Annotated in this window: 23 protein-coding genes; 14 read left to right on the top strand and 9 right to left on the bottom strand. The window is 70.5% G+C overall.

Annotated elements, in window-relative coordinates; genetic code table 11:
• Positions 1-103 precede the first annotated feature (103 nt).
• Positions 104-3,499: a S8 family serine peptidase gene (locus AB0F98_RS16920; protein WP_357735657.1), complete on the top strand. Its 3,396-nt coding sequence runs from the start codon at positions 104-106 to the stop codon at positions 3,497-3,499.
• Between the two features lie 84 nt (positions 3,500-3,583).
• Here AB0F98_RS16920 and AB0F98_RS16915 read toward each other — a convergent pair whose 3' ends face one another.
• A complete protein-coding gene (locus tag AB0F98_RS16915; RefSeq protein ID WP_357735654.1) occupies positions 3,584-5,983 on the bottom strand; it encodes a glycosyl hydrolase in 2,400 nt (799 codons plus the stop codon).
• 181 nt (positions 5,984-6,164) lie between these two features.
• On the opposite strand from AB0F98_RS16915, the gene AB0F98_RS16910 reads away from it, so the two are divergent.
• The 4 genes from AB0F98_RS16910 (at position 6,165) to AB0F98_RS16895 (ending at position 9,496) form a co-directional block, all read left to right on the top strand.
• A complete protein-coding gene (locus AB0F98_RS16910; protein WP_357735651.1) occupies positions 6,165-6,731 on the top strand; it encodes a helix-turn-helix transcriptional regulator in 567 nt (188 codons plus the stop codon).
• 12 nt (positions 6,732-6,743) lie between these two features.
• Positions 6,744-7,754 carry a hypothetical protein gene (locus AB0F98_RS16905; protein WP_357735648.1) on the top strand — a complete coding sequence of 337 codons (1,011 nt, stop codon included), beginning with the start codon at positions 6,744-6,746 and terminating at the stop codon, positions 7,752-7,754.
• Between the two features lie 444 nt (positions 7,755-8,198).
• Entirely contained in the window at positions 8,199-8,531 is a 333-nt protein-coding gene (locus tag AB0F98_RS16900) for a PadR family transcriptional regulator (RefSeq protein ID WP_357735644.1), read from the top strand.
• Positions 8,525-9,496: a hypothetical protein gene (locus AB0F98_RS16895; RefSeq protein ID WP_357735641.1), complete on the top strand. Its 972-nt coding sequence runs from the start codon at positions 8,525-8,527 to the stop codon at positions 9,494-9,496. The genes AB0F98_RS16900 and AB0F98_RS16895 overlap by 7 nt, the downstream gene beginning before the upstream one ends.
• 26 nt (positions 9,497-9,522) lie before the next feature.
• Here the strand turns inward: AB0F98_RS16895 and AB0F98_RS16890 are convergent, their stop codons facing one another.
• Genes AB0F98_RS16890 through AB0F98_RS16870 form a run of 5 tightly spaced genes read right to left on the bottom strand, consistent with a single transcriptional unit; the run spans position 9,523 to position 14,027 of the window.
• Positions 9,523-10,005, bottom strand: a complete 483-nt coding sequence (locus AB0F98_RS16890; protein ID WP_357735638.1) for a hypothetical protein — start codon at positions 10,003-10,005, stop codon at positions 9,523-9,525.
• An 18-nt stretch (positions 10,006-10,023) separates the two neighbouring features.
• Positions 10,024-10,905: a sugar ABC transporter permease gene (locus AB0F98_RS16885; protein WP_357735635.1), complete on the bottom strand. Its 882-nt coding sequence runs from the start codon at positions 10,903-10,905 to the stop codon at positions 10,024-10,026.
• Positions 10,902-11,912 (bottom strand): ABC transporter ATP-binding protein, encoded by a 1,011-nt coding sequence (locus AB0F98_RS16880; RefSeq protein ID WP_357735631.1) that lies wholly within the window; start codon positions 11,910-11,912, stop codon positions 10,902-10,904. Before AB0F98_RS16880 ends, AB0F98_RS16885 begins: the two co-directional genes overlap by 4 nt.
• Positions 11,905-13,197, bottom strand: coding sequence for a sugar ABC transporter substrate-binding protein (locus tag AB0F98_RS16875; RefSeq protein WP_357735628.1), 1,293 nt, complete (start codon positions 13,195-13,197; stop codon positions 11,905-11,907). Before AB0F98_RS16875 ends, AB0F98_RS16880 begins: the two co-directional genes overlap by 8 nt.
• Positions 13,194-14,027 carry a carbohydrate ABC transporter permease gene (locus AB0F98_RS16870; protein ID WP_357735625.1) on the bottom strand — a complete coding sequence of 278 codons (834 nt, stop codon included), beginning with the start codon at positions 14,025-14,027 and terminating at the stop codon, positions 13,194-13,196. The genes AB0F98_RS16875 and AB0F98_RS16870 overlap by 4 nt, the downstream gene beginning before the upstream one ends.
• 399 nt (positions 14,028-14,426) lie before the next feature.
• Here AB0F98_RS16870 and AB0F98_RS16865 point away from each other — a divergent pair, with 399 nt between their 5' ends.
• Positions 14,427-16,340 carry a Xaa-Pro dipeptidyl-peptidase gene (locus AB0F98_RS16865; RefSeq protein ID WP_357735622.1) on the top strand — a complete coding sequence of 638 codons (1,914 nt, stop codon included), beginning with the start codon at positions 14,427-14,429 and terminating at the stop codon, positions 16,338-16,340.
• Positions 16,341-16,490: 150 nt separating this feature from the next.
• On the opposite strand, the gene AB0F98_RS16860 is transcribed toward AB0F98_RS16865, so the two are convergent.
• Positions 16,491-17,084: a CGNR zinc finger domain-containing protein gene (locus AB0F98_RS16860; RefSeq protein WP_357735619.1), complete on the bottom strand. Its 594-nt coding sequence runs from the start codon at positions 17,082-17,084 to the stop codon at positions 16,491-16,493.
• A 106-nt stretch (positions 17,085-17,190) separates the two neighbouring features.
• On the opposite strand from AB0F98_RS16860, the gene AB0F98_RS16855 reads away from it, so the two are divergent.
• On the top strand, positions 17,191-18,498 hold the full coding sequence (locus AB0F98_RS16855) for an MFS transporter (protein WP_357735616.1): 1,308 nt from the start codon (positions 17,191-17,193) through the stop codon (positions 18,496-18,498).
• A gap of 240 nt (positions 18,499-18,738) precedes the next feature.
• A complete protein-coding gene (locus AB0F98_RS16850) occupies positions 18,739-18,969 on the top strand; it encodes a DUF2188 domain-containing protein (RefSeq protein WP_357735613.1) in 231 nt (76 codons plus the stop codon).
• A gap of 144 nt (positions 18,970-19,113) precedes the next feature.
• Here AB0F98_RS16850 and AB0F98_RS16845 read toward each other — a convergent pair whose 3' ends face one another.
• The gene (locus AB0F98_RS16845; RefSeq protein ID WP_357735610.1) at positions 19,114-20,292 is read right to left on the bottom strand and encodes a Cmx/CmrA family chloramphenicol efflux MFS transporter; all 1,179 of its coding nucleotides are present in this window, start codon (positions 20,290-20,292) and stop codon (positions 19,114-19,116) included.
• Positions 20,293-20,628: 336 nt separating this feature from the next.
• Here AB0F98_RS16845 and AB0F98_RS16840 point away from each other — a divergent pair, with 336 nt between their 5' ends.
• The 3 genes from AB0F98_RS16840 (at position 20,629) to AB0F98_RS16830 (ending at position 21,522) form a co-directional block, all read left to right on the top strand.
• Positions 20,629-21,063, top strand: a complete 435-nt coding sequence (locus tag AB0F98_RS16840; protein WP_357735607.1) for a DUF2975 domain-containing protein — start codon at positions 20,629-20,631, stop codon at positions 21,061-21,063.
• On the top strand, positions 21,063-21,269 hold the full coding sequence (locus AB0F98_RS16835) for a helix-turn-helix transcriptional regulator (protein WP_076472788.1): 207 nt from the start codon (positions 21,063-21,065) through the stop codon (positions 21,267-21,269). Before AB0F98_RS16840 ends, AB0F98_RS16835 begins: the two co-directional genes overlap by 1 nt.
• A gap of 79 nt (positions 21,270-21,348) precedes the next feature.
• Positions 21,349-21,522 carry a hypothetical protein gene (locus tag AB0F98_RS16830; RefSeq protein WP_357735604.1) on the top strand — a complete coding sequence of 58 codons (174 nt, stop codon included), beginning with the start codon at positions 21,349-21,351 and terminating at the stop codon, positions 21,520-21,522.
• A 17-nt stretch (positions 21,523-21,539) separates the two neighbouring features.
• Here the strand turns inward: AB0F98_RS16830 and AB0F98_RS16825 are convergent, their stop codons facing one another.
• Complete coding sequence (locus AB0F98_RS16825; RefSeq protein ID WP_357735601.1) at positions 21,540-22,766, bottom strand: helix-turn-helix domain-containing protein; 1,227 nt, start codon at positions 22,764-22,766, stop codon at positions 21,540-21,542.
• A gap of 260 nt (positions 22,767-23,026) precedes the next feature.
• Between AB0F98_RS16825 and AB0F98_RS16820 the strand changes: the two genes are divergently transcribed.
• The 3 genes from AB0F98_RS16820 to AB0F98_RS16810 all read left to right on the top strand — a co-directional run bounded on the left by AB0F98_RS16820 (position 23,027) and on the right by AB0F98_RS16810 (position 26,802).
• On the top strand, positions 23,027-24,373 hold the full coding sequence (locus AB0F98_RS16820) for a nicotinate phosphoribosyltransferase (RefSeq protein WP_357735598.1): 1,347 nt from the start codon (positions 23,027-23,029) through the stop codon (positions 24,371-24,373).
• 180 nt (positions 24,374-24,553) lie between these two features.
• On the top strand, positions 24,554-25,783 hold the full coding sequence (locus AB0F98_RS16815) for an SGNH/GDSL hydrolase family protein (RefSeq protein WP_357735595.1): 1,230 nt from the start codon (positions 24,554-24,556) through the stop codon (positions 25,781-25,783).
• Between the two features lie 14 nt (positions 25,784-25,797).
• Positions 25,798-26,802 (top strand): alpha/beta hydrolase family protein, encoded by a 1,005-nt coding sequence (locus tag AB0F98_RS16810; RefSeq protein ID WP_357735592.1) that lies wholly within the window; start codon positions 25,798-25,800, stop codon positions 26,800-26,802.
• The last annotated feature ends 153 nt before the right edge of the window (positions 26,803-26,955 follow it).

Below are 26,955 nucleotides of genomic sequence, written 5' to 3'. Positions count from 1 at the left end.
TTTGGGTTTCAGCTGTTCCCCAAGATCACTTCTGGGATTAGCGTGGAGATCAAATTCCCGTCCCCGTTGGTGGGGACCGGTGTCAGGTCCAGTAAGGAGCGAGATGCTCAGAAGAACACGGTGGCTGGTGGCTGTCGCTGTGACGGCGACGGCACTGGGCGCAGTGCCAGGCGGACCGGCGTCAGCCGAGCCGAGCAACGCCGTCCCCGCGGGCGCGGAGGACGCCAAGGTCGGCGGCGCGGCACACACGATCACGTTGCTGACCGGTGACGTGGTGACCGTACGAAGCAACGGCCCCGGCTGCCCACAGGTTTCGGTGGAGCCGGCGAAGCCGAACGCGGTGTTCCACCAGTCGTGTGGCCCGGACGGACATCTGCACGTCATCCCCGCGAGCGTTGCGTCCAAGGTCGGCGCGATCCTCGATCCGGATCTGTTCGACGTGACCACGCTGATCGCCGAGGGCTTCGACGACGAGAGCACCCCGACGCTGCCGCTGATCGTGCAACCGGCAGTGCAGGCGGCGCGGGTGGCCGCGCTGGCCGACGTGCAGCAGCTGCCGCTCATCGGGGCGGTCGCCGGTCACGTACCGAAGAAGAACGAGGCGACCGCGAAGCTGGCGACGAACTCGTTGCTGGCCGGGGCGAAGAAGGTGTGGCTGGACCGGAAGGTCCGGGCCACCGGGCTCGCCACCAATGCCGCGCCGATCACCGCCGCGCCGAAGGCCGGCAAGCCCGGCGGCAGTGACCTCGACTGGAACCTGGACCAGATCTCCGCGCCCGACGCGTGGAAGTCCGGTTACACAGGCAAGGGCGTCCGGGTCGCGGTGCTCGACACGGGTGCGGACTTCACCCACCCGGACCTGGCCGGGCGCGTGGTGGACAAGGCCGACTTCACGGTCGAGGGCGGCGACGCCGTCGACCACAACGGGCACGGTACGCACACCGCGTCCACGATCGCCGGCACCGGCGCCGCCGCGCACGGGGATCGGCGTGGTGTCGCCCCGGACGCGAACCTGGTCATCGGGAAGGTCCTCGACGACAACGGCTTCGGCGACGACTCGCAGATCATCAAGGCGGTCGAGTGGGCGGCGGAGCGGGCCGACGTCATCAACATGAGCCTCGGCGGTGAGGCCCCGGACGACGGCAACGACCCGCTGGCACTGGCCGTCGACGCCGCCAGCCGCAAGACCGGTGCCCTGTTCGTGGTCTCCTCCGGCAACAGCGGTGGCCCGATCTCCGCGCCGGGATCGGCTTCGACGGCCCTGACCGTCGGCGCGGTCGACCGCAACGGCGATCTGGCGGCGTTCTCCAGCCGGGGGCCGCTGGTGGACACGTCGGTGGCGAAGCCGGAGCTCGTGGCGCCGGGCGTCGACATCGTGGCCGCCCGGGCGGCCGGTACGAACCTGCAGGACCCGATCGACCAGTACTACGAGGGCTCCACCGGCACGTCGATGGCCGCCCCGCACGTGGCCGGCGCCGCGGCGCTGCTGGCCCAGCGGCACCCCGACTGGAAGGCCGACCGGCTCAAGGCGGCGCTCGTCGGCGCCGCCGACCCGATGACCGGTGTCGACCCGTACGCCGTCGGCGCCGGCCGGCTCAACGCCGAGCGTGCGCTCTCCGGCCCGACCAGCGACCAGCCGACGGTCGACCTCGGTACCTTCAGCTACCCGCAGTCGGGCACCGAGACGGCGACGCTGACCTGGACCGGCGACAGCACGCCGGCCACCGTCAACCTCGACCTCGACGTCACCGCCGTGAACCACGACGGCACGGCAGCGCCGCGCGGCGCGGTCACCCTGACCACGAGCAAGGTGAAGGTCAAGCGAGGCTCCACCGCCAGCACCACGCTGCGGATCAACCGTGCCGCGCTGGCCGCGAGTCCGGGCTACCACCTCGCCACCGTCACGGCCCGGACCTCCGGGCACAAGCCGGTGGCTACCACGCCGGTCAGCTTCTACGTCGAGCCGCGCAGCTTCGACCTGACGGTGAACACCAAGCCGATGGCCGGCACCGCTGAGGGCGCGGAGAACTACGTCGGTGTCCTGGTGACCAACCTCGACGACCCGCTCATCTCCGCCGGCGGCGCCTTCTTTAAACAGGGCGAGTCGGTGACGGTGCGGGTCGCGGCGGGCCACTACGCGATCACCGGTGGATACAGCTCGTACGACCCGGCGACCGACGCACAGCAGGGCGCGTACGTCGGCGACACCGACGTGGCGATCAACGGTGACTGGAGCATCACCCTCGACCCGGCGACGGCCCGGCCGGTGACGGCGATCGTCGACGGGGCGCCCACCACGCCGCTTCTCACGTCGTTCATCTACCAGCAGACCACGAAGAACGGCCAGTTCTGGTGGAACAGCGTCACCGGCCTCGGTGGCGGGGCGAAGGTCTCGGTGTCGCCGCTGCGTGAGCCGAGCATCGGGTCGCTGCGGGCGTACTCCGCCTTCTTCCTCCAGTCGCCGAAGGGCACGGCGGACCCGTACGCGTACGACCTGGCCCACGAGTACACCGGCGGTGTTCCGGCCGACCCGACGTACCGGGTGAGCAAGGCCGAGCGGGCCAAGCTCGCGCGCGTCGACGAGCGGTTCAACCAGATGGACTCGCCGGAGATGTACACCTCGCTGCGGCGTGCCATGTTCGCGCCCGACGGGGTGTACCTCACCCAGCTCCGCAACTTCGACCTGCCGACGAACCGCACCTCCTACCTCTCGCCGGGCTACTTCTACATGGATGAGGCCGTCTACGGTGGTCTGCCCGCCCAGGAGCAGGTGCGCAGCTACCAGCCCGGTAGCCGGGATTCGAAGATCTGGGCGCGGCAGCCGCTGCACTCCGACTGGGTCGACGGGATCGTGACCAAGGGTGACGCGCTTCCCTGCGCCACCGCGCCGTCGCGGACGCGGGGCAACCTGCATCTCGATCTGGTCATGCTCACCGACCGGCACGGTCGGTCGGACTGCCTCCAGGGCGGCGGCATCGGTCTGAAGCGGAAGATGTCGCTCTACCGCGACGGCAAGCTGGTCGAGGAGCGCGACGCTTCGCGGGCCGACTTCACGGTGCCGCAGCAGGCGGCGGACTACCGGGTGACCTTCGACCTCGACACGAGCCTGATCCTGCCCATCTCGACGAAGGTCAACACCTCCTGGACGTTCCGCTCCGCCGGTCCGTCCGGCACGGAGAGCGTGCCGTTGCCGCTGCTCGCGGTCGACTACGCGCTGCCGATGGACGCCGGGAACCACCTCACCGGTGGCACCGGCGAGTTCACGATCCGGCAGACCCAGGGTGTGCCGGCGCAGAAGGTGACCTCCTTCCAGGTGTGGACGTCGACCGACGACGGCAAGACGTGGCAGATCGCCCGGGCGACCCCGGACGGCGACACCTACAACGTCGAGCTGCCGTCGCCCGCGGCGGGTCAGACCGTCTCCCTGCGGGTGAAGGCCGACGCCAGCGGCGGTAGTGGCATCGACCAGACGATCATCCGGGCCTACAAGGCCGACTGACCGTCCCGCGCAGACAGTGCGGCCCCGGCACATCGTGCCGGGGCCGCACTGTCGTTCCGGTCGGTCAATCGTCTTGGCGTACGGTCAGCGCTTGCCGCAGGAGGCGAGCACGCCGACCACACCGACCCCGGTGGGCTTCAGCGGCAACCTGGTCGACGCCGCGGGGCACTTCGGGACGGTGAGGTCGTAGACGCCGCGGCCGAACGTGGCCGAGGTCAGCTGCCGGCTGTTCTCGTGGTAGCGCAGGTACATCACGGCGGTCTGCGGCAGGTTCGTGCCCAGCGCCGCCCACTCGCCGCCGTTCCACGCCGACATGAACACCCCGACGTCGGTGCCGACCAGCAGGAGCCCGTCCGCGGTCGGAGCGATGAAGTTCACCGGGGCGTCCGGCAGGCCCCGACCGATGTCCCCCCACGTCCGACCACCGTCGCGGGTGATCATCACGTGGGCGCGGTCGCTGCCGGAACGGAAGCCGGAGAACGTGGCGTACGCGATGTTCTTGTCGGTGGGGTGTACCGCCACCCGGGTCACCCAGGTGCCGGGCAGCTGTCCCGGGTCAACCCGGTGCCAGGTGCCACCGAGGTCGTCGGTCCACCACAGCCGGCCGTCGTCGGTGCCGACGTACAGCTTGTTGCCGTCGCTGGGCGCGGCGGCGATGGTGGTGACGGTGCCCCACGGGTAGCCGGACGGGTCGTTGGGGCCGCCACCGGTGAGGTCGGGGCTGATCGGCGTCCAGGTGCGGCCGTTGTCGGTGGAGCGGTTGACGATGTTGCCGGCGTAGTACATGACGTTCGGGTCGCTGGGGTCGAACTGCAGCGGCGTGAGCCAGTTGCGCCGGTCGGAGGTCGTCTGCCCGGCCCCGATGTTCTGGCGCGGCGCGGCGCCGGAGTTCTCCGAGCGGTAGCAGGATCCGTACTGGCTGCACCCGAAGACGATGTTCGACTGCTCCGGATGGATGATCACCTGGAGGCCGTCACCGCAGCCGATGGCGCTCCACGGGCCGCCGACGCCGGTGTAGCCGCGGTTGCAGCCGTTGTCCTGCGCGCCACCCACCTTGAGCACCGGGTCGGTCTCGGCAACATCGACTGTGTAGAACTGCGTGTACGGCTCGTAGGTGGACTTCACCCAGCCGCTCGCACCGTTGGCCTGCGACCGGTAGAAGCCGCCGTCGTTGCCGAGGTAGACCCGGCCGGGCACCTTCGGATCCCAGCGCATCGTGTGCTGGTCGGCGTGCACCCCACCCACCGAGGAGAAGCTCTGCGCGCCGTTGGTGGAGCGCATCAGGTTCACGCCGGTCAGGAAGACGTGGTCGGCGTCGCTGGGGTCGACGAAGAGCTTCCCGAACCACCAGCTGAACGTGGACTGGGACGCCTGGCCGGCGGTCACCGGCGTCTGCGTCCAACTGTCACCACCGTCGTCGGAGCGGAAGAACGCGCGGAACGGGCCGAGTGCGGTGCCGACGTACGCGTAGAGCCGCTGCGGGTCGTTCGGCGCGAGCGCGAGGCCCCAGCGTCCCTGGTCGGCGTCGGTGGGCAGGCCGTTCGTCATCCGCTGCCAGTTCCGGCCACCGTCGTCGGATCGCCACAGGCTGGAGCCGGGGCCACCGTACGTGCGCTGGTGCGGCTCGCGCAGGTGGTCCCACATCGCCGCGTACACCCGGCGGGGGTTGCTCGGGTCGATGACGACCTCGGTCGCGCCGGTGGTCGCGTTCGGCGGTGCGAGTGCCCGACGCCAGGTCTGCCCACCGTCCTCGGACAGGTAGACGCCCCGCTCACCGCCGGGTACGAAGAGGTTGCCGGCGGCGGCGGCGAAGATGCGGTTCTCGTTGCTGGGGTCGATGGCGAAGCGGGCGATGGCGTGGCTGTCCTTCAGGCCGACGTGCCGCCAGGTCTCGCCACGGTCGGTGGAGCGGTAGATGCCGTCGCCGCCGAAGGTGATCGAACCCCCGCCGGGCTGGGCCTCGCCGGTGCCGGCGAGCAGGACGCCTTGGCTCGTCATCGCGACCGCGCCCATGCTCTGCGTCCAGCCGTCCGGCCAGGCCGTCTCGAACGTGGCACCGGCGTCGCTGGAGCGCCAGACGCCGCCGGAGGCGGCGGCGATGAAGACCTGGTCGGGCACCTGCGGGTCGACGGCGATGTCGACAACCCGGCCGCCGATGTTGCTCGGCCCGAAGAAGTTCCACTTCCGCTCGGCCAGGTGGCGGTACGCCGTGCGGGTGTGCCCGGCGATCCGGTCGGCCTCGCCACGGGCGCTGGCGTACTTGGCCGTGGAGAGCTCGGTGCTGCCGTCGCTCATCCGCTGGGCGGTCATCCACTCGTCGGGTAGTTCCATCGGTCCGGTGGGGGTGCTGGTGGCGAGCGACACCTCTTCGAGGGGCCGAGGTGTCGAGGACGCGGTCAGTGCGACCGTGGCCAGCAGCGCGACCGCCGCTGTCAGCGTGAGGCCGCGAGATCTTCGGAATCTTCGGACGAGCGTGAGCTTCATGCGGTGTCTCCCTGTCCACGCGTCGTGACGACCGGGAAAGCGGTCTCCAACGAGCCACGGTAGACAGTCGAGTGACCTGGGTCACCAAGCATCTGTTGTGAATGGCCCCCTCTGGTTAGGACAGCTGTCGAGGTCGATCATCGGCCTTGCGATTAGGCGTATACGCCTATAAGTTGGGCCGGTGCCTCTGGACGCCTCCCGGAACAGCCTGGTCCTGCCGATGCTCGGGCTCCTTCTAGAGCAGCCGGCACACGCCTACGACCTCACGAGACGCCTCCACGAGCGGTACGAGCAGCAGCTGCCGGCCACCCGCAGCACGGTCACCACGCTGCTGAAAACGCTCGATCGGGCCGGCCTGGTCTCCGCTTGCCTGCCCGAACGGTCGGGAAACCGGCCGCCACGTACGACGTACCAGCTGACCGACGCGGGCGTGGCCGAGTTCCGCCACAGAGTCGAGGCGAGGCTGCGCGACGCTCCGGCAGCCTCCGCGGACTTCGTCATGGCAATCGCGTACGTGGCGGTCGTCCCGGCCGACCGGGCGACCTCCATCCTGAACGACCGCGCCGACCGACTCGACCGGGAGCTGGCGGCGCTGCGGGCACAACCGGACGGCGTACTCGAGGCGCACATGCTCGAAGTCGCCTACTGGCGCACCGTCGTCGCCGCCGAAGTCGCCTGGATCAGGACGTTGGCGCGGCGGATCCGATCGCAGGACATCGCCTGGCCAGACAGCAGCCTGACGGATTGAAGGGACTGACGCGTGAGGTTCGGCATCTATCCTGGTGGGAGGGCGGGCACCGTCTGCTCGCACCCGCCCGACCGTGTCGCCATCCGCGACCTCGTCGACATGCTCGCGGGCGGTACTCCCTTCGTCGTCCGCGAGTACGTGCACTTCTTCGGTGACGCCACTAACCCGGACGTCGTGGCCTCGCTCGGGGCCGAGAACGAGCTCGCCCAGCTCACGATGCCCGATCAGTGGTACGTCGAGGGCGGCCGTGAACTGGACCTCGTGGTCAGCTACATCCCCGCGGTGGCCGACATGGGCGGATGGTTGCGCTTCCTCGACACGGTGATCGAGCGCTATGGGCAAATGACGCGGTTTCTCCAGGTGACGCTCGAGCCCAACTTCCCCATTCCGTTCATCGACGGAAGTGCTCCGGGCGTCGTCGAAGCCCTGACCTTGGGCATCCCGTACGCACGCGCCGCGCTGGACCGCCGGGGCCTCCACGACGTGCGGGTCGGCTTCTCCGTCGCCGAACCGCCGGAATGGTTGGGCGGCGACGACGAGTTCTGGCGGCACCTCGCCGCTCTGCCGCGCCAGGATTTCGCGGCCCACGTCGACTACGTCGGCCTCGGTCTGTATCCCGACGCCTTCTCGCCGGTCGCCCCGCGTGGCACGCCAGGGGACACCGCGTCCCTCACCACGCACGCCCTCCACCACTTGCGTGAGCATTCGCTACCTCGCGCGCACATCCCGCTCGATGTTCCGATCCACATCGTGGAGAACGGCACCCCCAGCGGGGCGCCGCGCACCGAGCAGGCGCAATGCGACTCGCTGTCCGACATGCTCGGCGCCATCCTCGCCTGTGCGGAGTCATTGAACATCGCCCAGTACGAGTTGTTCGGCCTCCGGGATGCGGACAGCGGCTCCACTCAGCCCACCGGAACACTCGGGATCGTCACGGACACCTACCGGCCCAAGCCCGCCCTCGCCGTCTACCGCGACGTCGTCCGTGCCGCCGGCGAAGAGTCCGCCACCACGCACCCGTGAGCGTGTTCGGCCGATCGCGCCGGCGTTCGGCTATGCCGTCGGCTCTCCTGATGGCATAGCCGAGGCCGTCGACGATCACGCCCGGGCCTCTGGGCAGGCGATGCGTCGTCGTTCCCGCTGGTCGACCACCGGACTGGTCGGTCACGTACCGCGACGGCCTTCCGCCTTCGCTGCCACTCGTTCCGCGTCCTTTGCTCTGCACCCGCGGACGCGCCAGTTACGGTCCGCGACCGATGGTGAGGGCGAGGTTCGCCGCCCTTTTTCGACAACGGCAGCTCAGCGCCGTGGCGCGTATAAGGGTGCAGAGCAAAGGGCCCGGAGGTGGGATCCCGGAGGGATCCGGCCCGCGTGACCGAGCGTCACGCGCCTGAGTACTGCGCAGAGTGACGGCCCACCGGCGGCGTGTCGAGTAATCCCTATGTAGAGTTTCGATATAGTTGCCTCGTGCGGTTGACGCTTCCGGTCGTGAAGGTGCTCTCGGCCCTGCTGGCCGAGCCCGACACCGAACGGTACGGGCTGGACCTCATGAAGCTGACCAACCTGCCGAGCGGCACGCTATACCCGGTGCTGCACCGGCTACAGGAGGCCGGTTGGCTCGAGGCCGACTGGGAGACGATCGATCCCGCCGTCGAGGGCCGACCCGCCCGCCGCTACTACCGGCTCACCGCGGACGGCGCCACAGCCGCCCGTCAGGCGCTCGCCGAGCTGCGCGTCCTGAGCCGGGATGCGCGGCCGGTCCGCGGCGGTGCCGAACCGACGGGAGCGCCGGCATGGTGACCCGGCGGGTCGCCGAGGTCATGCTCAGCGCGGCCGTCCGGCGCTGGCCGGTCGAACTCCGTGAGGATCTGCGGCGGGAGTGGAGTGCCGAACTGCACGTTCTCGCCACGGAGCGGCGGCGGCTGCGGATGCTGGGCTTCGCGGCGAGTCTCGCGTTACGCAGGAACGACGGACCGCTAGCGGGCCGGCGGCCGGTACGCGGACCGGTCGGCCGCACCGCCGCCGCGTTGCTGCTCGCCCCTGTGGTTGGTGTGGCGATCGTGTTGCTCAGCGCGATCGTGATGAACGTCGTGGTGGGCCAGTTCCTGCTCACCGCCGTCGGTTGGGGGACGCAGGCGCAGATGCCGCTGTGGACGGCGATGACGGCCGGGCTGGCGGTTGTCCTGGCCCGGTTCGCGGCCCGGTGGGGCAGCCGGTCCGCGTTGATCGGGCCGCTGCGCACGGCGCTCGGCATCATGCTTCCGGTCGGCGTCGTCATCGTCGGAATCGAGTACGCGATGAGCGCCGAAGGTCTCGTCCGCGCCGCACCCGGTCTGCTGAGCTGGCTTACCTTCCTGACGCTCGTCCTGTGGGGCGCGTCCTCGCTCGCCGGCCGGGGCCGGATCCGTGCGGCGTGGTGGTTCGGCGTCGTCGGTGCGCTCCTCGCCGCCGATCTGGCCGTCGTCCTCACCGTGGTCAACCAGATTCCCGCCGACCCGGGCACGATCGTCGGCGGCGCGCCGCAGTTCGACACCGTCGACCGGGTGTCCGCGCCGCTCTGGCTCTTCGTCACCTGGACCGACTGGTCGTTCGGCCTGCCGAGGCCGACGCCGTGGGAGATCTTCCTGATCACGGATGTGGTGGTGACGGAGGCTGTCCTCTACCTGGCGGTCACTCCGTACGCGCTCGCGTACGTGATCAGCGCCGCACGGTCGTCGCGGGACGAACCTGGTACCGCCCGCCCGCCACGGGCGTCGATCGCCTGACGGGCGGCCATCCGCGCGGGCGGCGCTCAGCGGCCCTGGAACTCGGGTAGCCCCGCGTCGTCCGAGTCCGGACCCACCACAGCGGTCAGCGTCGTGCCGTCGGCGCAGAGGGCTGTGGCACGTAGATACGTCCGCCGCTGCTGCGCCCGCATCAGCACCTCGGTCTCGAAGACCTCATCCTCGGCGCGGAGCAGGTCGATGTCGCCGCGTTGTTCGTAGTGGGCGCGAACGTCCAGCGGGGTCATCCGGACGGTGGCCTCGACGGTCGTGAGCGCCCCCTGTTCGACGACCGACGTCACCCGCGCGTCCTCGGGCAGAAGCAGGCCGGTGACGGGGGTGTCCACCTCGGCGTCGGCGTCCAGCGGCACCCGGTCACAGCTGGGCAGGTTCGCCAGCATGTCCGCTCCTCGGCCGCCCGCCCGCTGCCCCGAGCCGGAGTCGGAGTCGGTGCCGCAGGAGGCGACCAACAGCGGGACGGTGACGACGACGGCGAGCATCCGGAGTCTCACCGTCGCAGCATGGCACGCTCAGCGCAGTACCCGCCACCGTCGTACGACGAGCAGCAGCGCGGTGATGACGATCGTGGTAACCACCATGAGGACGCTCGTGATGAGCGCGCCGTACGCGAATCCGGAGAACTCGAAAGCCTGGTCGAAGATGTAGACCGGCAGGTAGAGGGTGGCGTTGCCGGGTCGGCCGTCGGTGAGGACGTAGGCGGGCACGAAGTTGACCTGCAACGTCAGGATCGTGTCACGCACGGCGAGCAGCAGCAGGACGGGCGCGAGCAGCGGCAGGGTGAGCCGGCGCAGTTGGCCGAACGGGCCGCAGCCTTCCAACGCCGCCGCCTCGTAGAGCCGGCCGTCCAGCAACCGCCGGGCGGCGAGGACGACGAGGAAGCCCTCGCCGATGGGGAACATCAGCATCAGCGCCACCCCGACCCGTGCCGTCCCGGGGTCGGAGAGCCAGGTGAAACCGGAGTGCCCGAAGAGGCCGAGCAGTTGGTTCAGCGGGCCGTAGAGCGGGTTCAGCACCCACAGGAAGAGCACGGCGAGGGCCACGTCCGGCACGACCGTCGGCAGGTACACGGCCACGCGGAACCACCGCCCACCCGGTCGGGGCGCGGCGAGCAGCAGGCCGAGGCCGACGGCGGCGAGCAGCCGCAGCGGTACGGCCAGCGCCAGGTGGATCGCGGACGCCCGTACGCTGTCGAGCAGGAACCCGTCGGCGAGCATCCGACGGACGTTGGACAGGCCGACGAACTGCGGGTCGCGGGTGAGGCCGGTGTGGTCGGTGAACGCGTAGCCGAGGTTGAGCAGGGCCGGCAGCACGATCAGCAGCCCGACCGCTATCGCGTACGGGGCGAGGAACGCCCACGCGGTCAGTGGCTTCCGGCCGCGATCCGATCTCACCTCCGCCGTCCCGTCTCGGCGTCGAAGTGGTGCACGCGATCCGGGTTCGGCCGCAGTCGTACCGTCTCGCCGGGCCGCGCGCCGCAGCGCGGCCCGGCGCGTACCGTCAGCCGTGTGCCGTCGGCGCTACGGGTCAGCAGGATGCTCTCGCTGCCGAGCGCCTCCACCGCGTCGACGGTGACCTCGATCGGCCCGTCGACGTCGAGCGTCAGGTCCTCCGGACGGATGCCGACCGTCAGGCCGGAGGAACCACCGAGCACACCGCAGCCGGGTACCAGGTTCATCGGTGGGCTGCCCAGGAAGCCGGCGACGAACGTGTCGGCCGGTTCGTCGTACACCTGTTGGGGTGGCCCCACCTGGCGGATCCGGCCGCGGTCGAGGACGGCGACCCGGTCGCCGAGGGTCATGGCCTCCGCCTGGTCGTGGGTGACATGGACGGTGGTGGTGCCGAGGTCCCGGTGCAGGGCGAGCAGGTCGGCGCGGGTGGCGAAGCGCAGCGGCGCGTCGAGGCTGGCCAGCGGCTCGTCGAGCAGGTAGACGGTGGGCTCGCGTAACAGGGCGCGGGCCAGGGCGATCCGCTGGCGTTGTCCCCCGGAGGTCTGGTCGGGGTAGCGGTCGAGCAGGTCGCCGATGCCCAGTCGTTCAGCCGCGGAGCGGGCCCTGCGTTCGGCCTCGTCGCGGCGGACCCGGCGTACCCGCAGTCCGAACAGCAGGTTGCCGAGGACGGTGAGGTGCGGGTACAGCGCGAAGTCCTGGAAGACCATCGCGACGGCCCGCCGGTGCGGGGGGACCTGGGAGACGTCCCGCCCGTCGACGAGGATCCGGCCGCCGTCGGGGCGGTCGAGCCCGGCGATCAGCCGCAGGATGGTGGACTTGCCCGAGCCGGACGGGCCGACGAGGGTGATCATCTCCCCGGCCCGTACCTCCAGGTCGACGTCGTCGAGGGCGACCACTCGTCCGTACGATCTGGTCAGCGACTCGAGCCGGATGGCGCCGTGCTCACCCACCCGCGCCCACCGGCAGGTTGAAGAGTGGGTTGATCTTCTCCTCCAGGGTGCGCAGCCCCTCCTCGCGGTCGACCCGGCCGTAGAAGACCTCCTCGAGCAGGGCGCCCGCCTCCCGTTCGACGCGGGACCAGGTGCCGGTGCGCGGGGTGGCGCGCAGGTGCGGCTCGGCGTCGAGGTAGACCCGGGACGACCGCGGTGGCTCCTGCGGGTCGAGGAAGGTGGGGGAGTTGGCCACGTCGAGACGGGACGGCACGGTACGGCCGGAGCCGGCGAGGATCTGCTGCCCCTGCTCACCCATCGCGAACTCGATGAACCGCCACGCCCGGTCGTGGTCGGTCGGGCCGGCGCTCATGCAGTAGGCGTCGCTGTGCAGGATCGACGCGGGCACTCCGCCGGGCGCGACCGGCAGCGGCGCCGCGTCCCAGGTGAAGCCGTCGATGGTGCGCAGGGTGGGTACGGCGACCCGGCTGTTGAGGTACATGCCGAGCGTGCCGCGCAGGAACCGGGCCTCGCTCGACTCGCTCTGCTCCTCGGCGTCGGGCGGTACGACGTGGTGCTTCAGTTGCAGGTCGAGGAACCAGTCGACGGCCTTGCGGGTGGCCGGGCTCCCGGTGAGGGTCAGCGCGGTCGGTCGGGTGGGGTCGTCGACGAGGTCGCCGCGGTTGGACCAGACGAACGGGGCGAGCCGGGGGATGGACGGCTCGACGCCGACGCCGTACTTCCCGTCGCCGGTCAGGGCGCGGGCCGCGGTGAGGAAGTCGTCCCAGGTCCAGCCCGCCTTCGGCAGCGGTACGCCGGCCTTCGCGAAGAGGTCGGCGTTGTAGTAGACGACGAGGGAGGACATGTTCTGCGGCAGGCAGGTCAGGGCCTTCCCGTCGTAGCGGAAGGCGTCCAGCGCCCGCGGGCTGAAGTCGCTCTCCTTGAGGGTGGTGCTGCGGTCGAGGTACGACTGGGCCGGCTCGATCGCCTGTTGGGCGGCGAACTGGCCGTACCGGCGGTAGTTGAGCAGGAACACGTCGGGTGGTTGGCCGCCGGCGAACGAGGTGGTCAGCCGGGCCATCAGTTCGTCCTGGGTGGCGACCGGGGAGAGTGTGACGGGGACGTCGGGATTGGTTTCGGCGAACGCGTCGATCATGCTCCGGTAACCGGCGATCTCCTCGGCGTCGCCGAAGAGCACGACGGTGATCCCGTCGTCGTCGGTTGCTTCGCCGCCGCTGTCGCAGGCGGTGACGCCGAGCAGCAGAGCGGCGGTGACCAGGGCGGCGTACCGTCGGAATCGGCTCACCTACGACCTCCAGATCTGAGTGCGGCCAGCGGATCGTCGTTCAGCAGGATCCGCTGGGCCAGCAGGAACACCACCACGCACGGCGCGGTCGCCACGACGCAGCCGGCCATCAGCAGCGGCCAGTCGGTCGGGTTCAGCAGCCGCAGGAACTGCAGGCCCAGCGGGTACGTGTAGCGGTCGCCGCTGTGCAGGTACAGCAGCGGGTCGATCAGGTTGGACCAGTGGAAGGTGAAGGCGAGCACGGCCACCGCGAGGGTCGCCGGGCGCACCTGCGGCAGCGCCACGCGCCGCCATATCGTCAACCAGCCGGCCCCTTCGAGCCGGGCGGCGCCGAGCTGGCTGTCCGGTACGCCGCCGAACGCCCACGCGTACAGCAGCACGAGGAACGGGCTGCCGGCGAGCAGCGCCGGGGCGAGCAGCGGCACGTACGTGTCCACGACGCCGGCGAGCCGGAACAGTTCGAAGCGGGTGGCCCAGACGGCGGTGACCGGTACGAGCAGCACCGCCAGCAGGCCGAGAACGGCGCGACGGCGGGCGGTCGGGGTGAGCAGTCGTAGCCCGAATCCGGTCAGCGACGCGACGACCACGGTCACCGGTACGGCGATCGCGACGACCAGCGCCGAGTTCGCCAGGTAGCGGAACAGGGGGATCAGCTCCGGCAGCCGGGCGTACGCGGCCAGGGTCGGGTCCGGCGGCAGCAACTCCAGCGTTCGCGGCGGTGGCTCTCCGGCGGGCCGGAGCGAACCGACCACCATGAACCACAGTGGAGCGGCGAAGAGTGCCGCGAGCAGTGCCGGCACCACGAACCGCCCGATGAATCGGGGAATCACGGTGCCTCCGGGCCGCACGTCCCGCCCTTCTCGCCGATCGGCGTGCCTCGTTCGGGTCCCGCCGACGGCGGCCGTGCCTGGCCGGCCGATCGGCGTGCTGCTGCGGCCGAACCTAAGGCCGTACGACGTGTGCGTCATCGGGCACCTGTTGAAATCAGGGGCCGAGTGCTCCTACGCCTGTTGCAGGTCGGCCGCCCGGCGATGTGTGGGCGGCAGCCGGTCACGGTCGGTAACGAACGTCTACGACAGACGTAGGAGGTGAAGACGATCAGCTCCCGCACCTGTCCGATGACCGGTCCCGGCCGGATTCCTAGGGTTCGATGCAGCCGCACCGGCGGCCCGCCGCCCCTGCCCGGGACGGCTGGGACGGCGCCGGTGCCGGACAAGGGGAGGAGCACCATGCGAACCACGAGGAGCTGGTGGCGGGCGTCGGTGGTGGTCGGGCTGACCGTCGCCGTGGGCCTGCCGGCGGCTGCCGCGACGGCGAAGCCGTCCGCGGATCATCTCCGGCCGGTTGTCCGGGACGGAGTCACCCAACCGGTGTTCGGGTACGCCGACGCGATCCGCGAACGGGTATTCGTCACCTCCGACGTCGACACCGACAGCGACGGCAAGCGCGACGTCGTCGCCATGGACATCATCCGTCCCAAGGCCAGCGAAGAGGGTCTTCGCGTACCGGTCATCATGGACGCGAGCCCGTACTACTCGACCGTCTGCCGAGGCAACGAGAGCGAGTGCAAGGAAGACGTCGACGGCGACGGCCTCAACGACAAGTGGCCGCTCTTCTACGACAACTACTTCGTCCCGCGCGGCTACGCGGTGGTCCTGCTCGACATGATCGGGACCAACAACTCGACCGGCTGCCCGGTCACCGGCGGGACCGCCGACAACATCAGCGCCCCGACGGCCATCGACTGGCTCAACGGTCGTAGGAAGGGCACCAACGCCGCCGGCGAGCAGGTTGTGGCCGACTGGCACAACGGCCGTACCGGGATGATCGGCAAGTCGTACGACGGGACCCTGGCCAACGCGGCCGCCGCCACCGGCGTCAAGGGGCTCTCCACGATCGTGCCGATCTCGGCCATCTCCAGCTGGTACGACTACTCGCGGAGCAACGGCCTGATCACCCGCGGCAACAACTACTCGGGCAGCCTGGCCAACACCGTCACCAACCGGGAGCGGCGGGCGTACTGCGCGCCGGTGCGCGAGCAGATGGGTGTGGCGAGCGACGACACCACCGGCGACTACAACGACTTCTGGGCCGAGCGCGACTACGTTCCGCACGCCGACCGGGTACGGGCCAGCGTCTTCGTCGTGCACGGGATCAACGACGACAACGTCCGTGCGGACCACTTCAGCAAGTGGTGGGACGCCCTCGCCGAGCACAACGTGCCGCGCAAGCTCTGGATGACCGGCACCGGGCACGTCGACCCGTTCGACTTCCGCCGTGGCGAGTGGGTCGACACCCTGCACCGCTGGTTCGACTTCTGGCTGTACGACGTCAAGAACGACATCATGAAGGAGCCCCGGGCCGACATCGAGCGGGCTCCGGACGTCTGGGAGACCCACCGCGACTGGCCGATCCCCGCCGCCCAGAAGACCCAGGTGTTCCTGCAGCCCGGCGCCGAGGGTGCCGCGGGTGCCCTCTCGGTCCGTCCGCAGCACGGCAAGGAGTCCCGCACCTTCCAGGACACGCCGTCGATGAGCCAGACCAACGCGATCCGGCACCCGTCGGACCCGCAGGCGAACACGGCCAACCGGCTGGTGTTCCTGTCCCAGCCGCTGCGGGCGCCGCTGCACATCTCCGGCACTCCCGTCGTGCGGATCAAGGCGTCGGTGAACGGCGAGGACACCAGCTTCGCCGGCCTGCTCGTCGACTACGGCACCAAGACCCGGTTCGGCACCGCCGGCGACGGCATCCGGACCCTGACCGAGGAGGACTGCTGGGGCGAGCAGGCCACCTGGGGCGGGTACGCCGAGGAGGCATGCTACCGGGAGACCGCCAAGAACGTGGCGACCGATCCGCAGGCGCTCGTCACCAAGGGCATCCTCGACGGGTTGAACATCGACTCGCTGTCCACCTCGACGCCGCTGGTGCCGGGGAAGAAGAACGCCGTGGACGTGCCGCTGCTGCCCGAGGACTACGTCTTCGACGCCGGCAACCAGATCGGTGTGGTGCTGCTCGGTTCGTACTCCGGCTACAGCAGCCGGGCCAAGCAGAACCAGGCCGAGATCACCGTCCACTTCGACAGCAGCCGGATCGAGCTGCCGGTGGTCGGCGGCCGGAAGGCGGCCGAGAAGGCCGGCCTGTGACATCGGTACATCAGGCCGAGTGATGGGCGGGCGGGGCGACGAGGTCGCCCCGCCCGCGCCGTGTCGCTCGACATGTCCGACCTGCGAATCGTCATGAGCCTCCCGGGCGCACCAACTCCGGTGGCGGCCCGATCACAAGCGGCGAGTGAATCAGGGCTGGCCGCCCTTCGCCTTCTGTCGCGCGTAGTAGGTGCGGGCGCGGTTGCGGTCGCCGCAGTCCTTCGTGTTGCACCAGCGGCGGTTCCGCCGCGGTGACGTGTCGAGGTAAACCCAGCCGCACTTGGCGTCTTCGCACTGGTGCAGGCGGTCGAGGTCGTCGCGCTGAATGAGAGCCACGAGTCCGCGGACGATGCGATTGCGGGGCAGGTGGAGGTCGGTCTCCCGGTCTCGCCATAGCCAGCGGTCGCCCGTACGGACCAGATCGGCTGCGGCGATCGCCGCCCGGTACATTCCCGCGAGGTCTGCGGCGGCTGCGGGGTCATCCTCGAAGAGGGCTTGGTAGATCCGCTCGCGCGCATCGATGACCTGTCGCCGTTCCCGGTCGGCCCGGGCGCCGTCCTCGTCGGCGAGAGCGCGCAGGGCCACCGCCTCGTCTCCGCTGATCAGGTCGGACTCGATGCACCAGTCGATGACGTCGGAAAAGGTTTTCAGGTTCTCGACGCGGTCGCGCCCGCCGAGGCGCCAGTCAACGGTGTTCACCAGGTCGAGCAGGCTGTCGCCCGCGATGTGACCGAACCTCACCATCAGCTCCTCTCATGGCTAAAAGCATTGTTGCATGTGAGACAGGCCCACTGGCATGCTCACCCCCGATCACTCGATCACCCATGAGAAATTCACCAGGAGGCTGATCGTGCCTGCCGCCGCCCCCCGCAGATCGTTCACTGCCCTGTGGGCGTCCCAAGCGTCCTCGAACCTCGCCGACGGGCTGCTGCAGGCCGCAGCGCCGCTGCTCGTCGCCACGCTGACCCGGGACCCGCTCGTGGTGGCGGGCATGACGGTGGTGCAGTTCCTGCCCTGGCTGGTCGCAACTCTCCCTGCCGGCGTGATGGCCGACCGGCTGGACAGGCGTCGGATAGTCACCGCCGGCAATTGGCTGCGCGCGGCCGGGTTCACGCTGCTCGCCGTGACCCTGGCGAACGGATGGCACCACATCGCCCTGCTCTACGCCGCAGTGTTCCTGGCCGGTTGTGCCGAGACGATGGTCGACAACGCCGCCCTGACCATCCCGCCCCGTCTGCTGCCACGCGAGCAACTCGAGCGCGCCAACGGCCGGTTGTTCGCGACCCAGTCCGTCATCAACACCTTCATCGGTCCACCTGCCGGGGCGGCGTTGTTCGCGCTGGCGGCATCAGCGGCCTTCTACACCGGCGCGGCGGCATTCGCCCTCGCCGGCCTGGCGGCTCTGCTGCTGCCCGCGCTGCGCCCCACCAGCGTGGAACAGGAGCGCGGCCGTTCGACCCCGTCCACCATCACCCAGGACATCCGCTCCGGATGGGCACACTTCTGGCGCCACGACCTGCTGCGCCGAGTCGCCTTCATCTCGGCGGCAATCAACTTCTTCGGTGCGGCCACCGGCGGGCTGCTCGTACTGCTGATCACCGGCCCGTACCACGTGCCCATGGCGTATTACGGCCTCTTCATCGCCGTTCCCGCCGCCGGTGCGATCGCCGGCTCGCTGCTCGCCGAACACGTCGTGCCCCGCATCGGCGGCGGCCCCATCACCTGGCTCGCCGCTCTCGTCCCCGCCGCCAGCTATGCCATCCTCGGTCTGGGTGACAACGCGCCGCTCGCCCTTGCCGGGATGTTTTGCGCTGCCGTTGCCAGTTCTCTGAACCAGATCGTCGTCAGCACCCTGCGCCAAGCAGCAGTCCCCGACGGACTCCTCGGCCGCGTCACCGCCGCCTACCGCCTGGTCGTCCTGGGTGTCGTCCCCCTCGGAGCCCTCTCCGGCGGATTGTTCGGACGCAGCCTGGGAATCCGCGCGCCCTTTGTCGCCGCGGCCTTCGGACTCGTGCTCGCCGCGCGCCTGCTCGCGACCCGCGTCACCACCCAGGCCCTTCGTGACGCCGAAACAACCGATCACCACCCTGCTCTTCCTCAACGGCACCGACCTCGGGGCCGTCAAGAACCGCGCCGGCTTCGACCTCGTTCCCACTGACAACAACAGCCTCGGCGCCGTTCAAATCGCCCTAGGTTGCCGTCTCCGGACTGGGGTTCCATCGTCGCTGCGCACGGGCTCACCCGGCTGTTGCCGTTACGGCTGCCCAGCGAGGCGCAGTGGGAGTAGACGCTGACCGCCGCCGTGGCGAAACCTCGTGACGAAGCGAGGGACGTTTGAGGGGGTACGCCCCGGGCAGATATTCGTGACCGACCATGCGAATCAGGGAGGCCACGAATCATGTCGAAGGGCGACATCGAGACGTACCACGAGGACGGGCAGTGGAAGAACCGTCCCGAGGGCAACCAGCGCGCAAGCAGCACCCACGGCAGCAAGGTGGAAGCGGAGGCCGCGGGCCGGCAGACTGCCGTTCAGCGCGACGCCGAGCACGTGATCAAGAAGCAGGACGGCACCATCGGCGAGAAGAACACGTATCCGCGCAGCCGCGACCCGCGCGAAATCGAGGGCTGACCCCGGTGCCGCTCACGGTTCGGTGGCGTCCGGACCTCCGGACGCCACCGCTGGCCGTGGCCGATCGGCAGAAGGTGGGTCCAGGTAGGACCTAGCCGGGTGGGTGCTGGTTGCTCGCCCGGCGTCCCGCGGGCTTCCGCGTGGTCATCGGATCGCCCGGAAGCGGAGTGCGATGACTCGCCGGAGCGGCAGGGCGACGAGCAGTGCGGCCGCGACCAGGAGACCGCTGACCCACACCGGGCCGAGGTCGCCGGCTCCGGCCTCCAGGGTCGCTGCCGCAACGACGGGACCACCGGCAGCACCGATGTTCAGCGCCGCGGTCGCGTACGACCCTCCCATGGTGGTTGCGCCTGCTGCCTCATGCAGCACCCTGGCGATCAGAGTGCTGCCCAGCGCGAAGGAGAGCGCGCCCTGCACGAACACGAGGAGGAGGAGCGCCACCGGCCGGGTAGCCAGGGCTGCCAACGCGACCCAGCCGAGTGACAGCAGCGGGCCGCCGACCGCGACCACGAGGCCGGGACGCTGATCGGAGAGCCGTCCCGCGAGGGTGACGCCGACGAGGGAGCCGACACCGAAGAGCACCAGCGCGACCGGGACCCACAGCTGGCTCAGGCCGGCGGTGTTGGTCACGATCGGTGCCAGGAAGGTGAATGTGGCGAAGGTGGCGGCGTTGACGAGGGCGCCGAGCAGCATGACCAGGAGCAGCCTGGGCATCGCGAGCTGGGCGATCTCGTCGCGTAGCGATGACCGGGCCGGACTGTCCCGAGGCGGCGGCCCCACCCGGGCGGGGACGCGCTTCACGACGCCGACGGCAGCGGGGAGGCAGAGCAGGGCGATCGCCCAGAAGGTTGCCCGCCAGCCGAGAACCGTGCCGAGCGCCGCGCCGCCGGGAACTCCGGCGATGGTGGCCACCGTCGTACCCGAGAGCAGCACCGCCAGCGCGCGCCCCTTCTGATCGGATGCGACGAGCGCGGCCGCCGTGCTCAGTGCGACAGCGAGGAAACCCGCGTTGGCGAGGGCGGCGAGTGCCCGGGTGCCGAGCAGCACCGCGAAACTCGTGGTGAGGGCGCCCGCGACGTGGGCGACGGCAAAGGCCAGCACGAAGCCGAGCAGGCTGGCCCGGGCCTGCCAGCGGCGCGCGAGGGCCGCCGTCAGTGGCGCGCCGACGACCATTCCGGCGGCGAACGCCGTGGTCAGCAGCCCGGCGGCTCCGACCGGCACATCGAGGCTTGTGGCGATGTCCGGCACCAGGCCGGCGAGCATGAATTCCGAGGTGCCCATGGCGAAGATCGCCACGGCAAGCAGGTACAGCGGCAGAGGCATCGAGTGCTCCGAGGTGAGGGAGAACGAGGAGACGTCTCGTCACCGCGGTCAGCGTCCGGGGGCGCGCGACTGCCCCACGCAGCGTGGGCTGCTGGGGAGCGGGGCTGGAACTCAGTGGTTCAGGGGGCTGACGGGGTGACCGAAAGCCCCCGCCTTGGACGCCTCTTGGCTCGACATGCCGCAGACGTTACTCAGACCCGCCGGTCAGCGCGCAACCGGATTTCATCCGTGGTCTCGCCGTCGCACCCCGGGCCTATTGACTTTCGATAGGTTACGAGCGATAGTCGATACATGCTTACGGAGCGTCGAGCGGTAGCCGCTCTCAGAGTCTTCCTCGTGTTGCTGTTCGGCATCCTGGTTCTGTTCCAGACCATGTCGTTGCCGGGACAGTTCGCGCACATGGCCAAGGAGAACCCGGACCAGGCCTATCTCCGGTGGCCGTTGACGGCCGTGACGGTGTTCTGGGTGCTGTGCGTCCAGGTGGTGGTCGTGGCCACCTGGAAGCTGCTCACCATGGTCAAGAAGGATCAGATCTTCACCCAGGCGTCCCTCGCGTGGGTCGACGCCATCGTGTGGGCCATCGCCGCCGCGTGGGTGGTGCTGCTGGGCGTGTTCCTCTACGTCGGTTTCAGGGCGGACGATCCCGGCGCACCACTGCTGCTGTTCCTGCTGTTGATCGGCGTCGCGGTGTTCGGGCTGCTGATTGTGGTGATGCGCGCGCTGCTGCGCCAGGCCACCACCCTGCGCGCCGACATGGAAGCGGTGATCTGATGCCGATCGTCGTGCGCATCGACGTCCAGCTGGCCAAACGCAAGATGAGCGTCGGTGAGTTCGCCGAACGTGTCGGGCTGACGCCCGCGAACGTCGCGGTGCTGAAGAACGGCCGCGCCAAGGCCGTCCGGTTCAGCACGCTCGAAGCCATGTGCCGGGTGCTCGACTGCCAACCCGGTGACCTGCTCGAGTGGGTCGAGGAATGACCGTCCGGCCGCAGCTGCCGACCGCCGACGCCCGCACCCGCGAGCTGGGCGGCGGGCCCGGCCAGCGAAAGGAGACCCGATGAGGTACGTCATCCCCGCGGCCGTCGCCCTCCTCGCCATCGCGATCGGGGTCGCCGGCGTCGTGCTCGGTGAGGCCGACGACTCGCCGGGCCTGCAGGCCCTGGGCGCCGCGCTCGTGATCGCCACGATCGTGTTCGGCGTACGGATGGTCCTCCGCCGCCGACGCCGGTGAGCGACCGGAGCGCGGCGTCAGTCCTCCGGGCGGTACGCGCCGGTCAGCCGGCCCAGCTTGAGTGCCAGGTGCAGGCAGAGCCGCTCGTTGCCGTCCTTCAGGTCGGTCTCGGCAAGCTCCTCGATCCGCTGTAGGCGGTAGTAGAGGGTGGTCCGGTGCAGCCGGAGCTGCTCGGCGGTGGCGTGGGCGTTGCCGGCCAGGTCGAGGTAGCGCTCCAGGGTCCGCAACAGCACCGGGTTCGGCTGCTCGCGCAGCAACCGTTCGAGGCCCGGGTGTACGTCGGCGATGTCGAGGTGCCGCCCCTCCAGCCGGGAGAGCACCCGGTAGACGCCCAGGCCCGACCAGGAGACCAGCGCTCCGAGAGCGGGAAGCCGTACGCCGACCCGGGCGGCCTGAAGCGCCTCCCCGTACGACCCGAAGGCCTCGGCCAGGCCGGAGCGCGTCTGCCCGATCCCGACGACGGCACGCTCCACCGAGCCGAGGCCGCGGGTCGTGTGCCGCAGGTTGTCGTCGAGAAGTTTCGCCGCGACCTCGGGGCCGGGCCGTCCGGCACCCCGGCCGCCCGCGAGCAGCAGCACCCCGTGGTCGTCGCGGACCAGGTGCAGCGCCTCCCGGGTGCCGACCCAGCGGCGGGTGGTGACCAGCGCCTGCTCCAGGGCGAGCCGGGCGAGCTCGTCGAGCGGCTCCTCGCCGGGAGGAACGAGCTGCGCCACCAGGGCGGTGGCCGACCCGTCGGCGATCATGCCGGCCTCGCGCAGGGCGCGTACCGACCGGACGCGGGTCGGCTCGTTGTCGGAGAGCAGCGTGCGCGCCGCCTCGGTCTCCCGCTGCGAGGCCAGCTCGCCGAGCAGGTTCTCCCGGTAGAGCGCCAGTGACAGCTCGCTCATCAGTCCGGTGGCGGCGATGTCCGCGTCGGCCATGGTGCCGTCCGGGTCGATGAACCAGACGAAGCCGAGCAGCAGGTCCTGGTGGCGGATCGGCACGCAGATCCGGGGCAGCAGGTCCAGCTCCGTGGAGGCTGGTGTGCGTACCGGCTCGCGGGCGTCCATGATGCCGACGTTGCGGAACCAGGCCATCACCTCCGGGGTGGTCTGCCGGCGGAGGATCGAGGCGCGGCGCACGTCGTCCATCGGGCCGGTGTGTTCGCTGTAGACCACCACCCGTTGGCGCCGGTCCTCGATCAGCGCGGGTCGCCCCGCGTACGCGGCGAGCGCGTCGACGAGACGTTGCAACTCATCCTGCATGGGATCCCTCCGGTCACCCCCTCGCTGGACCTCTCACGGTGTACAGGTACCCACCGGTGCGACCTACCGAGCCTCCTGGCCCGGCCGCGCCAAGGCCGCACAGAACGATCATGCTGGTCGGCATCGACCGGGACAACCGCCTACCGGCCCGTAGCTGGGCGCGCCGGCCGCTGATCGAGGCGCTGCCGTCCGGGTTCTCCCGTTTCCCACACATCCCGGCGCCGCATCCACCACAGTGGTGCCGTGGTTGAGGAGGCGACATGAGCGGGCTGCGCACCGACCTGTACGAGTTGCGCATGGCCGGCAGCTACCTGCGGTGCGGCATGACCGAGCGGGCGACGTTCAGCCTCTTCGCCCGCCGCCTACCACCGCGGCGCGGCTTCCTGGTGGCGGCCGGGCTGGCCGAGGCGCTGACGTTCCTGGAGCAGTTCGCGTTCGACGCCGACGACCTCAGCTACCTGCGCGACGTCGGCGGCTTCGACCAGTCGACGCTGACCGCGCTGTCGACCATGCGATTCACCGGTGACGTCTGGGCCGTGCCGGAGGGCCGGGTGGTGTTCGCCGACGAGCCGCTGCTCGAGGTTACCGCGCCGATCGCGGAGGCGCAGCTGGTGGAGACCGGCGTGCTCAACCTGATCACCTTCCACACCACGATCGCCAGCAAGGCCGCCCGCTGCCGCATCGCCGCCGGCGACGCCCAACTGATCGACTTCGCGTTCCGGCGTACGCACGGAATCGAGGCCGGTGCCGGTGTCGCCCGGGCGTCGGCCATCGCCGGCTTCGCCGCGACCAGCGACGTCGAGGCGGCCCACCGTTACGGGCTCGTCCCGTCCGGCACGATGGCGCACTCCTACGTGGAGGCGTTCCCGGACGAGCGGTCCGCGTTCCGGGCGTTCGCCACCGACTTCCCGGTCAATCCGATCTTCCTGGTGGACACGTACGACACGCCGGCCGGCGTGTGGGCCGCCGTCGACGTGGTCAGGGAACTTGGGTTGACCGGGCCGCTCGGAGTGCGGCTCGACTCCGGCGACCTCGCCGCGCTGGCCCGGCAGACCCGGGCGATCCTCGACGAGGCCGGGCTGCCCCGGGCTCAGATCGTGGCGAGTGGCAGCCTCGACGAGAACGTCATCGCCGGACTCGTCGAGGCGGGCGCACCCATCGACGGGTACGGGGTGGGGACGAAGATGGGCGTGGCGTACGACGCGCCCTCGTTGGACAGCGCGTACAAGCTGGTCTCCGTCGGCGACCGGCCGGTGCTGAAGCTTTCCCCCGGCAAAGCCACGCTGCCCGCCCCGAAGCAGGTGTTCCGGGACCCGGCCGGCGCCGCCGGTGACGTGGTCGGGTTGCGCGACGAGCCGGTACCGGCCGACCGGGAGCCGCTGCTCGTTCAGGTGATGCGCGACGGCCGCCGGCTCGACCCGGCCGACCCCGCCGAGGCGGTACGTGCCGCCCGTCGCCGTTTCGACGCCGAACTCACCTGGTTGCCCGAGCCGGCGCGGCGGCTGGCGGATCCGGAGCCGCTGACCGCGACGGTCAGCCCGGCGCTGGCGGCGCTGCACGCGCAGGTGGCCGCGCGGGCGGGCCGGGGCGGCGGTAGCCCCAGTTGATCGGCGTATCTCGATGACCGTTGGTCGCAGTCGCACTCACCGCTCGGCTCAGCAGGTCGCCCGCTCATCGCGCCAACGTCACCGACGATCGTCGATGCGCTGTCAGATGATCACGGAACGTGATTTCATCACCCGCGCCGGCCGGCCACCCCATCAGGAACTCGGGACGAGGAGCTGAGCGTGACATCGAAACGTCTACGAGTACGTCTGGCCGCCGCCGCAGCGATCACCACGGCGATCGGCCTGCTGCCCGCGAGCGCCACGGCGCACCCCCAAGGCCGGGCCGACTGGATCGGCAGCTGGATGGCGGCGGTGGCCGAACCGAGGACCACCGGCACGTCGGCGACCGGCTTCACGGACACCACGCTGCGGCAGGTGGCGCACCTGTCGATCGGCGGCGACAGCGTCCGCGTACGGATCAGCAACGTCTACGGAACCACGCCCCTGACCGTCGGCGCCGTCACGGTGGCCCCGCGCGCCGATGGGTCGGGAACGCCGCAGGTCGACGGGCGTTCCCTGCGCCCGGTGACGTTCGACGGCGAACGGTCGGTGACGATCCCCGTCGGGACCGAATGGTGGTCCGACCCCCTGCGGATCAAGGTCGCCGCGAACTCCGACCTGGTCGTGAGCACCTACCTGCCCGGCCCGACCGGTCCGACGACCTGGCACCCGGCCGGCTACGCCACCTCCTTCCGCGCCACGGGCGACGCCACCTCGGACACCGGCGGCGCCTACACCCGGCTGGACACCGCGCGGTACTTCCTCTCCGGCGTGGACGTCGTCTCGCGGGCGGCCGGATCGGTGATCTTCTTCGGTGACTCCATCACCGACGGGGTCGTCTCGACCGTCGACGCGAACCTGCGCTACCCGGACCAGGTGGCCGACCGGCTGGTGCAAGGACCCGAGCCCCGACGGTGCGGCGTACTGAACGCCGGCATCAGCGGCAACCGGTTGCTGGCCAACGCGGGTTCGGCCGGCGACTCCGCCCTCGCGAGGTTCGACCGTGACGTGCTCGGGCAGGCCGGCGTCCGCTCGGTCGTGCTGCTGGAGGGCATCAACGACATCGGCAACAGCCGCGGCGCCCTCGAACCGGAGCAGCTCATCGCGGTGTACCGGCAGTTCATCGCCAGGGCGCACCAGGCGGGTATCCGTGCCGTGGGCGCCACGATCACGCCGTACGAGGGAGCCGGCTACTACAGCGATGCCGGCGAAGCCGATCGGCAGGCCGTCAACCAGTGGATCCGCACCTCCGGCGAGTTCGACGCGGTGGTCGACCTCGACGCCGCGACCCGTGACCCGGCCCACCCCGGCCGGCTCAACCCCGCGTACGACTCGGGAGACCACCTGCACCCCGGCGACGTCGGCTTCACGGCCATGGCGGGAGCCGTGAACCTGCACGACGTCTGCTGAGAGCGGGAAACGACATGAAGAGATCCTCGGTGCTCCGTGCCGCTCTCGCGGTCGGGCTCGTGCTGGCCGGGCTCACCGCGCCGGAAGCCGCCGTCGCGGCACCCGGGACCAGCCGAGCCGCCGACGGGGCGTACGTGGCGCAGGAGACCGTCGTCGGCCCGCGCCTGGTCGACCTCACGATCCAGTCGCCGGCGCTCGGCACGGCGGCGAACGTACGGCTGCTCACCCCGGACGGGTGGGAGCAGCGCAAGCGCGGCGACAAATGGCCCGTGCTCTACCTGCTGCACGGCTGCTGCGACTCGTACCTGAGCTGGACCCGGTCGACCGACGTCGCCAGCATCCCTGAACTTCGGGACGTCCTCGTCGTCATGCCGGAGGCCGGCGCCGCCGGCTGGTACAGCGACTGGTGGAACGGCGGCCGGGGTGACGCCCCGGCGTGGGAGACGTTCCACCTGCGCGAGGTACGCCAGATCATCGAGCGGGGATACGGCGCAGGCCCGAAGCGGGCGGTGGCCGGACTGTCGATGGGCGGGTTCGGGGCACTGTCGTACGCGGCCCGCAACCCGGGGATGTTCCGGGCGGCAGCATCGTTCAGTGGTGTCCTGCACCCGTTGAAGGACGCGTCGTACTGGTTGCCGTTCTTCGGGCGCACCGGGCTCGACCCGTACGACCTCTGGGGTGACCCGGTGGCACAGCGGCGGATCTGGGAGGCGCACGATCCGTACCACCTCGCGAAGCGGCTGCGCCACACGGCGCTCTTCGTGGCCAGTGGTGACGGCACCGCGGGCGGACCGTTCGACCCGCCCGGTGTGACGAACAGCCTCGAGGCGCTCATCTACCAGGAGAACGTCGACACCGTCGACCGGCTCCGCGAGGTCGGCGTCTCCGTCGAGACCGACTTCTACGGTCCCGGCACGCACAGCTGGCCGTACTGGCAGCGCGAGCTGCACCGGGCGCTGCCCATGCTGTTGGACGCGCTGACGACGGGACGCGGCGTGGCGGCCAACCCCGTCGAGTAGTGGATCCAGGGGCACCCGCCGACCGGCGGCGGGTGCCCTACGCCGCCGGCTTCGTGCCTCCCGCTCGCACTCCGAGGTGACTAGAGTGCGATGGATGGATAACGATCAACGACAGTTCGCCACTCGAGTTGAGCAGCCACCGGGTTCGGCGAA

The sequence above is a fragment of the Micromonospora sp. NPDC023737 genome (genome assembly GCF_040639715.1).
GTDB lineage: Bacteria > Actinomycetota > Actinomycetes > Mycobacteriales > Micromonosporaceae > Micromonospora.
Note: the sequence above shows the minus strand (reverse complement) of the source record. Positions and strands in the feature narration are given on the sequence as shown.

What these genes read in the sequence shown, in the direction of transcription:
- AB0F98_RS16920 (WP_357735657.1), top strand. Translation starts at nt 104, where the DNA reads ATGCTCAGAAGAACACGGTGGCTGGTGGCTGTCGCTGTGACGGCGACG.
- AB0F98_RS16915 (WP_357735654.1), bottom strand. Translation starts at nt 5,983, where the DNA reads ATGAAGCTCACGCTCGTCCGAAGATTCCGAAGATCTCGCGGCCTCACG.
- AB0F98_RS16895 (WP_357735641.1), top strand. Translation starts at nt 8,525, where the DNA reads ATGGTGACCCGGCGGGTCGCCGAGGTCATGCTCAGCGCGGCCGTCCGG.
- AB0F98_RS16865 (WP_357735622.1), top strand. Translation starts at nt 14,427, where the DNA reads ATGCGAACCACGAGGAGCTGGTGGCGGGCGTCGGTGGTGGTCGGGCTG.
- AB0F98_RS16860 (WP_357735619.1), bottom strand. Translation starts at nt 17,084, where the DNA reads ATGGTGAGGTTCGGTCACATCGCGGGCGACAGCCTGCTCGACCTGGTG.
- AB0F98_RS16850 (WP_357735613.1), top strand. Translation starts at nt 18,739, where the DNA reads ATGTCGAAGGGCGACATCGAGACGTACCACGAGGACGGGCAGTGGAAG.
- AB0F98_RS16845 (WP_357735610.1), bottom strand. Translation starts at nt 20,292, where the DNA reads ATGCCTCTGCCGCTGTACCTGCTTGCCGTGGCGATCTTCGCCATGGGC.
- AB0F98_RS16835 (WP_076472788.1), top strand. Translation starts at nt 21,063, where the DNA reads ATGCCGATCGTCGTGCGCATCGACGTCCAGCTGGCCAAACGCAAGATG.
- AB0F98_RS16830 (WP_357735604.1), top strand. Translation starts at nt 21,349, where the DNA reads ATGAGGTACGTCATCCCCGCGGCCGTCGCCCTCCTCGCCATCGCGATC.
- AB0F98_RS16825 (WP_357735601.1), bottom strand. Translation starts at nt 22,766, where the DNA reads ATGCAGGATGAGTTGCAACGTCTCGTCGACGCGCTCGCCGCGTACGCG.
- AB0F98_RS16820 (WP_357735598.1), top strand. Translation starts at nt 23,027, where the DNA reads ATGAGCGGGCTGCGCACCGACCTGTACGAGTTGCGCATGGCCGGCAGC.
- AB0F98_RS16810 (WP_357735592.1), top strand. Translation starts at nt 25,798, where the DNA reads ATGAAGAGATCCTCGGTGCTCCGTGCCGCTCTCGCGGTCGGGCTCGTG.